This is a genomic window from Marinobacter arenosus, assembly GCF_019264345.1.
In the GTDB taxonomy this organism is placed as follows: Bacteria; Pseudomonadota; Gammaproteobacteria; order Pseudomonadales; family Oleiphilaceae; genus Marinobacter; species Marinobacter arenosus.
The window spans coordinates 2,474,538-2,486,654 of sequence record NZ_JAHVAO010000001.1 but is presented as its reverse complement, the minus strand read 5'-3'; the positions used below and the strand labels follow the sequence as shown (position 1 = coordinate 2,486,654).

5 protein-coding genes are annotated in these 12,117 nt (G+C 65.3%); 3 read left to right on the top strand and 2 right to left on the bottom strand.

Annotation, left to right across the window (positions count from 1 at the left end):
• Positions 1-50: 50 nt before the first annotated feature.
• On the bottom strand, positions 51-488 hold the full coding sequence (locus KXD86_RS11385; protein WP_218636135.1) for a DUF4864 domain-containing protein: 438 nt from the start codon (positions 486-488) through the stop codon (positions 51-53).
• 165 nt (positions 489-653) lie between these two features.
• Between KXD86_RS11385 and recC the strand changes: the two genes are divergently transcribed.
• The 3 genes from recC to recD are packed head-to-tail and all read left to right on the top strand — an operon-like array spanning position 654 to position 10,209.
• Positions 654-4,244, top strand: a complete 3,591-nt coding sequence (gene recC / locus KXD86_RS11380; protein WP_218636134.1) for an exodeoxyribonuclease V subunit gamma — start codon at positions 654-656, stop codon at positions 4,242-4,244.
• Complete coding sequence (gene recB, locus KXD86_RS11375; RefSeq protein WP_218636133.1) at positions 4,241-7,978, top strand: exodeoxyribonuclease V subunit beta; 3,738 nt, start codon at positions 4,241-4,243, stop codon at positions 7,976-7,978. The genes recC and recB overlap by 4 nt, the downstream gene beginning before the upstream one ends.
• A complete protein-coding gene (gene recD, locus KXD86_RS11370) occupies positions 7,975-10,209 on the top strand; it encodes an exodeoxyribonuclease V subunit alpha (protein WP_218636132.1) in 2,235 nt (744 codons plus the stop codon). Before recB ends, recD begins: the two co-directional genes overlap by 4 nt.
• Here the strand turns inward: recD and KXD86_RS11365 are convergent.
• Positions 10,206-12,023, bottom strand: a complete 1,818-nt coding sequence (locus KXD86_RS11365) for an ABCB family ABC transporter ATP-binding protein/permease (protein WP_218636131.1) — start codon at positions 12,021-12,023, stop codon at positions 10,206-10,208. The two genes, recD and KXD86_RS11365, sit on opposite strands and share 4 nt — an antisense overlap.
• Positions 12,024-12,117 lie beyond the last annotated feature (94 nt).

The window sequence follows — 12,117 nt, the reverse complement described above, 5'->3', positions numbered from 1 at the left end:
CAGGTTGAGGGTTATTCGCCCCCCAACTCTACGACGACCAGCCTGATCGCTCAAATCCCCAGTTCGGCAGGCTTGACGCGCACGCCCGCCACTTTCCATTCGCCGTCGATCAACACCATCCGATAGTAGGCATCCCAGCGCTTGCCCTCAGGCCCTTCCAGGCGGACAACCTGGATCTCGAAGGGGCCATGGGGAACCCGTTCCGCGAACTCGATGGCGCTGGCCCGGTGCACGGCGGGGTAGGCTTCGCGGACCATGCTGAGAAACACATCGGACGAGCCGAAACGACGTTTGATGCCGTCGGAGGCAATGGTCCAGGCGGCCTCGTCGTCGTCGTTTGCAAACGCTTCAATCTGCAGGAGGATGGTATTGCGAATGGCGGCGTCCTTGTCCTCAGCCTGCAGCGACACCGACGTGGCGGCCGCGAGTAACGCGAGCAGGACCGCGATGGGCCCGGCGGCGTAGGTGGAACCCGTTCTGGCTTTCATGAGAGGAACCCTCCTCAATGAACCCTGTTACAGCTTACGCCTTTTGCAAGGGGACGGATGCTTTTTGATCAAAATTTAACCTCTGAAAATCCCGGTCTGAATCTCGCGCCACTTGCGGTAACCTGTGACATCAGGATTGAACCGTATTACCCGACAAGGATCCCCATGGCCGAGCACGCCGCCATCGAACCCGGCTTTCACGCCATCCACGCCAATCACCTGGAAGACCTGCGACGGGCCGTGGTGTTCATCTGCCAGCAGACGCCCCTGCCACCGTTGGAGGGCGAGACCTTCCTGGTCCAGAGCAACGGTATTGCCCAGTGGCTGAAGCTGGCGCTGGCCGAAAAGCGGTCTGAGGATGGTGGCGGCGGACTGGGGATCGCCGCCGGCATGGATTTCCTGTTTCCCGCGCGCTTTATCTGGCAGGCGTACCGGGCGGTACTGCCGGCGGGGGAGGTGCCAGAGCAGTCGCCGTTCGACAAGGGCCGGCTGGTCTGGCGCCTGTACCGGTTGTTGCCGGAACTGGTTACGGACGACGCCGTGTTCACGCCACTGGCCCGGTTTCTGGACGGCTCCGACCCGGCGTTGCGGAGTTTCCAGCTGGCCGAGAAAGTCGCCGACCTGTTCGACCAGTACCAGGTTTTCCGGGCGGACTGGCTGACGGCCTGGGAGCAGGGGCGGGATGTGGTGATCACGGCCCGCAACGAGGAAAAGCCACTGGACGAGGAACGGCGCTGGCAACCCGTGCTGTGGCGGCGCCTGGTCGACGACATCGGTGCCGATGCCCACACCAGCCGCTCGCAGATCCACACCCGGTTCATGGCGCTCGGCCAATCGGCGGAGGCTCCAGCCAATCCGGGCCGGCTGCCCCGGCGCATCGTGGTGTTCGGGGTCTCCTCGCTGCCGCGCCAGGCGCTGGAAGCCCTGTCCGTGCTCAGTCGCTTCAGCCAGGTGGTGTTGTGTGTGCATAACCCCTGTCAGTTCTACTGGGCCGACATCATCAGTGACCGGGAACTGCTCAAGGCCGAACGCAAGCGCGGTATTGCCCATCCCGCGCTGTCACAGATCGGCGATCCGGACCATTTGCACCAGCACGCGAACCCATTGCTGGCCGCCTGGGGCAAGCAGGGCCGAGACTACATCCGGCTGCTGGACGAATTCGACAATCCGGACGAATACCGTGACCGGTTCCGGACCCCGGACCAGAAGATCGACATCTTTTCCGAACATGGCGAGGCGGCCAGTCCCCGCCTGCTGCACCAGCTCCAGAACGACATCTACAACCTGACCCCGCTGCAGGACATCCGCAACGAACAGCGCGAGGTGAGCCTGGCACAGGACCACAGCCTGGCCTTCCACGACGCCCACAGCCCCCAACGGGAAGTGGAAATCCTGCACGACCAGCTGCTGGCCGCGTTCAATGCCGATCCGGGCCTGCGTCCCCGGGACATCATCGTGATGGTGCCGGACATCAACGTCTACGCGCCCCATATCCAGGCCGTGTTCGGGCGCTACCAGGCCGGTCGCAAACGCCACATTCCCTACACCATCTCCGACCAGGGCCAACGCCATCACGAGCCGGTGCTGATCGCGCTGGAAACGCTGATGTCGTTGCCGCGCAGCCGGTTCGCCGTGAGTGAGATCATCAGCCTGCTGGAAGTGCCCGGCATCCGTGACCGCTTCGGCATCACCGAAGAGGAGATTCCCCTGGCCCGGCGCTGGGTGGAGGGGGCCAATATCCGCTGGGGCCTGCACGGTCGGCACCGGGAAAGCCTGGAATTGCCCGGCAATCTGGAGCGTAACACCTGGCAGGCGGGACTGCGGTCGATGTTACTGGGCTACGGCATGGGTGACGATGAGCCCTGGGCGGGCGTCCAGCCCTACGGCGAAATCGGCGGTCTGCAAGCGAGCCTGGCCGGTCGCCTTGATGCCTTCGTGCACCAGCTCGAGACGCTGTGGACCGAATTGCAGGAGCCGCGCACACCCAACGGGTGGGAGACCCTGTTCTCCGAGATGCTGGGGCAGTTTTTCCACCAGTTGGAAGGCACCGACCTGTTGCTGTTGAACCGGTTTCGCCGGCAACTGGAGCAATGGCTTGACGACGCCCTGGCCGCTGGCCTGGATGACCAGTGCCTGCCCCTGAACATCGTCAAGGATGTCCTGCTGCAGGGGCTGGACGAGGGTGGCCTGAACCAGCGCTTCCTGGCCGGCAAGGTGAACTTCGCCACCCTGATGCCGATGCGCGCCATCCCGTTCCGCCGGGTGTGCCTGTTAGGCATGAACGACGGCGATTACCCCCGGTCCCGGCCGCCGGTGGACTTCGACCTGATGGCCGAGGACTACCGCCCGGGCGACCGTTCCCGCCGGGAGGACGACCGCTACCTGTTCCTGGAGGCCCTGTTATCGGCGCGGGAGCAGCTCTACATCAGCTGGGTCGGGCGCAGCATCCGTGATGACTCGGAGCGGCCGCCGTCGGTGCTGGTCGGGCAGCTTCGGGATCATCTCGATGGTCTCTGGCAGCTACCGGATGCCCCCCAGACTCCGGTGTCGCGGGCACTGACCACCGAACATCCGTTGCAGCCGTTCAGCCGGTCTTATTTTCCCCTGGCCAACGGCGAGGCGGACGGAGCCGACTCCCGCCCGAAACCGGTGACGGAGGTTCTGCGGGCACGCAGCCTGTTCACCTACGAGCGGGAGTGGCGCACCGCCCACACTGAAGAGGCGCCGTCAGCAGCGCCAACGCCCCTGCCGTACCAGGCGCCAGAGGAACCCATCACCCTCAATGATCTGGCGCAGTTCCTGAAAAAGCCCATCGACACCTTCTACCAGCGTCGGCTCCAGGTACGTTTCGAGGCCATCGAGGACGATGACACGGACAACGAGAATTTCGATCTCAGCGGCCTGGATCGCTGGCGTCTGGACAACGAGCTGATCCAGGAAAGCCTGCTTAAGGCCGGGTCCGAAGAGGAACTGCACGAGCGATTGGAGCATACCCTGGACCGCATGGCCCGGCGCGGCGATCTGGGCATGGGCGTCACCGAACACCGGTTGCGTACGGAGCTGTCGGGGCGGCTGCCGGATCTGTTCCAACGGTATCAGGACAGCCTGGCCGACTGGCCGGAGGCGTTGGCCGAACCCCGGGTCCTGGACTACCGGTTCAGCAACGACACCGGGTCCGTTGAGCTGGTGGACCTGATCGACGGCTTGCGCGCCAACCACCAGGGTGATCTGTGCCGCCTGGTCATTGCCCGGTCGAGTCTGCTGTCGGGCTCGGGCAGCAGTCGGCGGGTACGCTACGCCAACCTGCTGCCGGACTGGATCCGGCACCTGGCCGGCCAGCTCACCGGCCAGCCGTTCGATACCCTGGTCCTGGCCAAGGAAGAGGGCAGGAAATTCCGCTTCGGGCCGCTGTCAACGGAGCAGGCCAGGGCGCATCTGGACGCCGTTCTGGCCCGCTGGATGGAGGCCACCACCCGGGTCCTGCCCCTGCAATGCGACGCCGGCTTCGCCTGGATCTACAGTTTCTACCAGAGCAAGAAATACCGGGGTGATCACGACCGGGCCATCGCCGATGCGGGGCAGGCCTACGCCCATGCCCTCGACCGGGACACCGGCTACCTCCGGGGCGCCTTTGAATCCCCGGCCGACCTGCTCGCCAGCGACGACTTCGAAGCATTGCTGCACGCGCTGTACGTCCCCCTCTGGGAAGCCGAACAGGACACCACCGCGGCGACCGCCATCGAGGCCCTGGCATGAATAACGAGATGACCCATCGCAATCCGAACCTGGATCCGCTGACCCTGCCGCTGAACGGCAGCACCCTGATCGAGGCCAGCGCCGGCACCGGCAAGACCTTCACCATCGCCATCCTGTACGTGCGCCTGGTGCTGGGTCACCAGCAACCGGAAGGCAGCCCGCTGGCCCAGGGTATGTTGCCACCCAACCTGCTGGTGGTGACCTTCACCGACGCCGCCACCAAGGAATTGCGGGACCGTATCCGGACCCGGCTGACCCAGGCCGCCGAGGTGTTTTCGGACTCGGCCGACAGTGCGGCCGCCTCACCGGAAACCGCCCTGATTTACCAGTTGCGGGATCACGGCTACCCGGACCCGGCCAGCTGGCCGGAGTGCCGCAAGAAGCTGCTGCTGGCCGCCGAGTGGATGGACGAGGCGGCGGTGTCCACCATTCACGCCTGGTGCAACCGCATGCTCAGCGAGCACGCCTTCGACAGTGGCAGCCTGTTCAAGCTGACCCTGGAAACCGACCAGAGCGATCTGCTCGACGACGTGGTCCGGGACTACTGGCGCACGTTTATCTATCCTCTCCCGAGCCAGCTCATGGAGGAAGTACTGGGTCACTGGCGTACGCCGGCGGACCTGCGCCAGGCCGTACGCAATCTGATCCCCGACGCCAACAGCCTGGGGACACCGGACGGCGACGTGACCGGCGCCATAGAGGCGATCCAGCGCCGGCGCCTTGACCGCGCCCGGGAATTGAAAGCCTACCCCTGGGCACACTGGAGAGACGAAGTGCTGGCGCTTCTGGATTCCCTGCACCAGGGCAAACGCCTGCACGGCGGCAGCAAGAAACCCATGGTCGCGGCCTGGGACACCCTGCTGGCCTGGCAGGCCTCCGATGCCCTCTATCCGGACGGCCTGGACAAGGCGGGCTTCCAGAACCAGACACCGGCGGTGCTGCCCGCCAAACTCAAGGGCGACCAACCGGCGCCCGAGCACCCGGCCTTTGACGCCATCGCCGAGCTGATCGCCTTCAGCCAGAACCTGCCCAGCGCCGAGGCCGATATTCTCAGGCACGCCACCGGCTGGATTGCCCAACGCCTGGAAGCCGAGAAACAGCAGCGGTCGGAAATGGGCTTCGACGATCTGCTGACCCGGCTGGACGACGCCCTGCATGGCCCCCGGGGCGACCAGCTCGCCGCCACCATTCGCCGCCAGTTCCCGGTGGCCCTGATCGACGAATTCCAGGATACGGACCCGGTCCAGTACCGCATCTTCAATCGCATATACCGGGTCGCGGAGAACGATCCGCACACCTGCCTGTTGATGATCGGGGACCCCAAGCAGGCCATCTATGGCTTCCGGGGGGCCGATATCTACACCTACCTGGAAGCCCGCCAAGGCGCCCGTGAGCGTACCTATACCCTGGGCCGCAATTTCCGCTCGGCCGAGCCGATGGTCAGGGCCGTAAACCGGATTTTCGGGTACGCCGACCAGACCAGCCGTGACGGTGCCTTCCTGTTTGGCCAGGGTGATACCTCACCGTTGCCATTCCAGGGCGTGGACGCCAACGGCACCAAGCGGCTCTGGGCGGTTGACGGCGAGGTCCGACCGAGCCTGACGTTCTGGACCCTGGACAGCGACGACACGGCCGGTGGCAAAGGGCGGAGCCTCGCCAAGGGAGCGGCGACGGCCGATCTGGCCGAGACCTGCGCCAGTGAGATCGCCCAGTTGCTGACCCTGGGCCAACAGGGCCGGGCCGGCTTTGCCCTGACCGGCGATCCGGTGGATGTGCAGCCGGTCACGCCCGGCGACATCGCCATCCTGGTCAACAACCGCACAGAGGCCAGCGCCGTGCGTCAGGCCCTGGGCGACCGGCGGATCAAGAGTGTCTACCTGTCCGACCGGGACTCGGTGCTGGCCTCGCCCGAGGCGGCCGAAGTGCTGTGCTGGCTCCGGGCCTTTGCCGAACCACGCCAGCTCGGCCTGGCCCGGGCGGCGCTGGCAACCCCGACCCTGGCCCAATCCTGGCACGCCCTGAACCGGCTACTGACCGACGAAATCGCGCTGGAGCGGGAAATCGAACGCTTCATGGGCTATCAGCAGCAGTGGCAGGCGCAGGGCGTGCTGCCCATGCTGCGCAGCTTCCTGATGGATTTCGATGTGCCCGGGCGTCTGCTGCAGCGGCCGGATGGCGAGCGGCGGCTGACCGACATCCTCCACATTGCCGAGCTGCTGCAGCAGGACAGCCTGCAACTGGACGGCGAACACGCCCTGGTTCACCACTTCACCCAGATCCTGCGGGCCGCGGACGACGAGGACGAGCATCGCACCCTGCGCCTGGAAAGCGACGCCGGCCTGGTGCAGGTCATTACCGTGCACAAGTCCAAGGGCCTGGAGTACCCCCTGGTGTTCCTGCCCTTCGGCACCTCGTTCCGGGCCCAGAGCGACAACCAGGCCTGGGTGCGCTACCACGATGACGACGGCCGGCTGGCGACGGTGTTCGATCCCACCCCGGCCGACATCGCCCGGGCCGATCGTGAACGCCTGGGTGAGGACATCCGCAAACTTTACGTGGCCCTGACCCGGGCCAGGTTTGCCACCTGGGTCGGCGTCGCGGCCATCGATCAGTGGTTCCGAAGCGGGCTGGGCTACCTTGTGTCAGGCGCCACCGGCGACACCGATACCGGGCCGGCCCCGACCGATTGCCTCGCGCCACTGGCCCGGGACGAAGCGGCCATTGCGGTGATACCGCTGCCGGAAACCACCGAAGTCTGCTACCACCAACCCGAACCGGAAACCCTGGGCCCAGCGCTGGTGTCCAGCCGTGAGGCGAGGGAAGACTGGTGGATCGCCAGTTACTCCGCGATCGAATACAGCGGCATGACCGGCACCGGCATCGTGTTTACCGGGGAAGTTGAAGACGCCGAGACCCAGAACCTGCTGGAGGAAAGCGCCCAGCCGGCGGACGAAGCCGTGCCGGACGCCGTCGCCGACGGGGATCATCACCAGTTTCCCCGGGGAGCCGGGCCCGGCACCTTCCTGCATGATGTACTGGAATGGTTTACCCAGCAGGGGTTCCGGACGGTTGTGGATAACCCGTCACTGCTCCGGGATTACCTCACCCGTCGCTGCACCACGCGCGGCTGGGGTGACTGGGTGGTGCCGCTTGAGCGCTGGTTGCTGAGCCTTATTCGCCAACCCCTGCCGCTGCAGCGGGACGCCTCCGAACGGGTCAGTCTGGCCGACCTGGGCCAACTGCGACCGGAGCTGGAATTCTGGTTCGAAAGCTGCAACGTCAGTACCCGGACCCTGGACAGCCTGGTCAGCGAATACACCCTGAACGGGGCCGACCGCCCCCAGGCCGAACCTGGCCGGTTCAATGGCATGCTCAAGGGCTTTATCGACCTGGTGTTCGAACATGGGGGGCAGTATTACGTGCTCGACTACAAGTCCAATACCCTCGGCGAGGACGACCACGCGTACACGGACCAGGCCATGGGCGAGGCCATCCTCGACAAGCGCTACGACCTCCAGTACGTACTCTACCTGTTGGCACTGCATCGGCTGTTGAAGGCAAGGTTGCCGAACTACGATTACGACCGCCACGTTGGTGGCGCCGTCTACCTGTTCCTTCGCGGCTACCGGGCGGCCAGTTGTGGCGCGTTCACCGACAAGCCACCCCGACTGCTGATCGAACGACTGGACGCACTGTTCGACGGTGAGTACGGACCCGGGGAGGCGGCCGCATGAGCAAAACCCGTCACTCCGACCAGCAGTTCGCACTGGACCTGGATACCGATCCCCGGCCGACCACCGCGCCTGCAATCGATACCCGGGACCCGTTTACCGACGCCCGGACCATGGACCAGTTGCTCGACCAGTGGCAGCAACGGGGCTGGCTGAGGCCACTGGACGTCGGGTTTGCCCGCCTGATCCGCACGCTGACCCAGGAACAGGGCGAGCCGACCCCGCCTCTGTTGGTGTTGCTGGCTGCGCTGGTCTCTCACCAGGTTGGCCGGGGCCACGTCTGTGTAGACCTCGCCAACCTGCTGCAGGACGCCGACGGAACACTGGCCCTGCCACCGGACGAGGCTGAACCGGCAGCCACCGCCAACGACGCCGGGACCACGGCGACGCCCGCTCCCGGAGAAATCCTGGCCCGGGTCAACCTGAACGACTGCCTGGACGCTCTGGCAAAGGTTTCGGCGGTAAGTGATGGCTCACTGACGTCACCTTTGGTGCTGCAAGGTACTCGCCTTTACCTGCGCCGGCTCTGGCGCTACGAGCGCCGGATTGCCGAAGGTATCCACGCCCGGCTGGCGCTGACTTCGCCGCTCGCGGATCCCGGCTCCGACGCGGCGGGCGCCCTGGGTGAAGCTCTGACGATCCTGTTTGGCGGTGGACCCGATGTCGATTATCAACAGGTCGCCTGCGCGCTGGCTGCCCGCAACCGGTTTGCCGTGATTACCGGGGGACCGGGCACCGGTAAGACCACCACGGTGGTCAATCTGCTCGCCGCCCTGCAGTCAGTCGCCAGCCAGTCGCCACAACGCGACGGCCGGAAATACCGGATCCGGTTGGCCGCCCCCACGGGCAAAGCGGCCGCCCGCCTGAACGAATCCATTGCCGGCGCCGCCAGCCGACTGCCACTGGACCGGCTGCCCGGTCAGGTCACGCTTGAGGACATTCCGACCCGGGTGACCACCTTGCACCGACTGCTCGGCAGCCGGCCCGATACCCGCCGGTTCCGCCACAACCGGGACAACCCGCTGCTGGTGGATATTCTGGTGATCGATGAGGCGTCGATGGTGGACGTTGATCTGATGGCGTCGGTGTTCGAGGCCCTGCCGCCAACCGCGCAGCTGATCCTGCTCGGGGACAAGGACCAACTGGCGTCGGTGGACGCCGGCGCGGTGCTGGGCGAGCTGTGCCAGCGGGCAACCGCGGCTCACTACACACCGGATACCGCCAACTGGCTGTCGTCGGTGATTGGCTGCACCCTGCCGGACACCCTGATGGATCCCCGGGGGCAAAGGCTGGATCAGGCGGTGGCCATGTTGCGCAAGAGTTACCGCTTTGGTGAGGGCAGTGGCATCGGCAAACTCGCGGAGGCGGTCAATGCCAACGCCCTGGACTCGGCCATGCTAACAGCCTGTCGTGACGGGGCGTTCGCTGACGTGATCTGGCTCAACGGCGGGACCCGACGGCCGGCCCCGGACGAGACCCTGGCGCGGATTGCCGATCATGCCATCACGGGTAGCCCGGAGGCCTTCCGCAACCAGGGACGGGGGCGTCAGGTGAGTTCCCGGCCATTGCCACCGCCAGTGGGCTACGGTGATTACCTGTCGCTGCTGAACCAGCATCGCCTCACCGCAGACAGCGGGCGGGACGAATGGGATGAGCTGGCCCGGCAGGTACTCGGGGCGTTCTCGGACTTTCAGGTGCTCTGTGCGCTGCGCAAGGGCCCCTGGGGCGTGGACGGCATCAACGACCTGGTGGCGCGCCAGCTGCTGGCCCACCGGCTGATTCCGAGGGCCGAAGGCTGGTATTCGGGCCGACCGGTGCTGGTGACCGGCAACGACTACAACCTGGGCCTGATGAACGGTGACATCGGCATCACCCTGTCGGTGCCCTGGGACCGGGATCATGACGGCCAGCCCACGCCAACCCTGCGAGTGGCCTTCCCGTCCGCCGATGGCAGCGACGGGATCCGCTGGATTTCACCAAGCCGGCTGCAACAGCTGGAAACCGTGTACGCGATGACGGTGCACAAATCCCAGGGGTCGGAGTTCAACCACACCTGCCTGGTACTGCCGGACCGTCTCAGCCCGGTGATGACCCGAGAACTGATCTACACCGGTATAACCCGGGCCCGGAACTGGTTCAGCCTGATCACCGGCGACGCCGGGGTCTTCCAGGACAGCGTCAAACAACGGGTCGTTCGGGCGTCGGGCCTCGCCGAGGGGCTTATCGGGCGCTAACGTTCAGCGTCGTCCGGTCCGGCCTCGGTGACACCCCGGTGCTGCTGTTCCCAGAGCCGGGCATAGTGGCCCTGCCGCGCCAGCAGATCGGTGTGGTGGCCGCTTTCGACAATCCGGCCACCGTCCATGACCAGGATGGTGTCGGCGTCACGGATGGTGGACAGCCGATGGGCAATCACCAGGGTGGTCCGCTGTCGGCTGACTTCCCGGAGCGCGCCCAGGATCGCCTGCTCCGAGAGCGAATCCAGCGACGAAGTCGCCTCATCCAGGATCAACAGGGGCGGATTTTTCAGGATGACCCGGGCTATGGCCACCCGCTGTTTCTCGCCCCCGGACAGTTTCAGTCCGCGTTCACCAACCCGCGTTTCGTACCCCTCCGGCAGGCTGTGGATAAAGCTGTCCAGATGGGCCATGCGGGCGGCCCGATGGACGTCAGCCTCGGTGGCGTCGGGCCGGCCATAGGCCAGGTTTCGGTACAGGGTGTCGTTGAACAGCACGGTATCCTGGGGCACCACGCCAATGACGGCGCGCAGGCTGTCCTGGGTAACGTTCCGGATGTCCTGGCCGTCGATACCGATGGCGCCGTCATCCACATCGAAGAACCGGAAAAACAGGCGCGCCAGGGTGGACTTGCCCGCGCCACTGGCGCCGACAACCGCCACGGTGTGGCCAGCGGGAATGCGGAAATGCACGTCGTTCAGGATGGGCCGGTCCGGCCGGTAGGCAAAATGGACGTGATCGAACACCACCTCCCCGTCGGTCACCGCCAGGGGCTTGGCGTCCGGGGCATCCTCGATGCCGGGCTTGTCCCCAAGCAGGCCAAACAGGCGCTCCACATTGACCAGGGCCTGTCGGATCTCGCGATAGACAAATCCCAGGGCATTGAGGGGAATAAACAACTGGAGCAGGTAGGCGTTGATCATGGTGAAATCGCCCAGGGTAATGGTTCCGCTGGCCACCTCACGTACCGCCATGGCCATGATCACAATCAGCGCCACCCCGATGATCAGGGCCTGACCGGCATTCAGCACCGCCAGTGACAGGCGGTTTTTCAGGCGCGCCTGCTCCCACTCCTGCAGATCCTGGTCGTACAACTCGGCTTCGAAGGCCTCATTGTTGAAGTACTTTACCGTCTCGTAGTTGAGCAGGCTGTCCACCGCCCGGGAATTGGACTGGTTGTCCCGGGCGTTGGCTTCACGCACAAAGTGGGTTCGCCACTCGGTCACCCGGATGGAAAAGAGCACGTACACCACGACCGATACCAGGATGGCAACCACGTAGCCGACGTTGAACACCACCAGGAGGATGCCGGCAACCATCAGGATTTCCAGCAGGGTGGGGACGATGTTGAACAGGGTGAAACGCAACAGGAAACTGATGCCATTGGTGCCGCGTTCAATGTCTCGGGCGAGGCCACCGGTCTTGCGGTCCAGGTGGAACGCCAGTTCCCGGTTGTGTAAGTGCCGGAACACCCTCAGCGACACCCGGCGCATGGCCCGCTCGGCGACCCGGGCGAACACGGCGTCCCGCAACTCACTGAACAGCGTGGCACCAAACCGCAGCAAACCATAGGCGACCACCAGCAATACCGGTATCCACAGCACCAGGTCTCCGGTTCGGTTCTGGTCCAGGTAATCGACGATGTACTTGAGCGCCACCGGTGTTGCCACCGTCGCGACCTTGGCAAGGACCAGCAGCCCCAGGGCCAGAATTACCCGCCCGCGGAACTCCGCCAGGTAGGGCCAGAGACCGGCGATGACTTTCCAGTCGGGTTTGTGATGGGCGGGATAATCGTTGTCGGCGTAGGCGCGCACAGAAATTTCCTTGTCGGACAGGGCAAAGCAACGGCAGGGGCCGTATGATGAACGTCGGCAACAGAGTGTACCGCAATCCCGGGCCGGTTCATGT

Bases quoted from the DNA above. Each gene is read 5' to 3' on its own strand.
- KXD86_RS11385 (WP_218636135.1), bottom strand. From the start codon at position 488: ATGAAAGCCAGAACGGGTTCCACCTACGCCGCCGGGCCCATCGCGGTC.
- recC (WP_218636134.1), top strand. From the start codon at position 654: ATGGCCGAGCACGCCGCCATCGAACCCGGCTTTCACGCCATCCACGCC.
- recB (WP_218636133.1), top strand. From the start codon at position 4,241: ATGAATAACGAGATGACCCATCGCAATCCGAACCTGGATCCGCTGACC.
- recD (WP_218636132.1), top strand. From the start codon at position 7,975: ATGAGCAAAACCCGTCACTCCGACCAGCAGTTCGCACTGGACCTGGAT.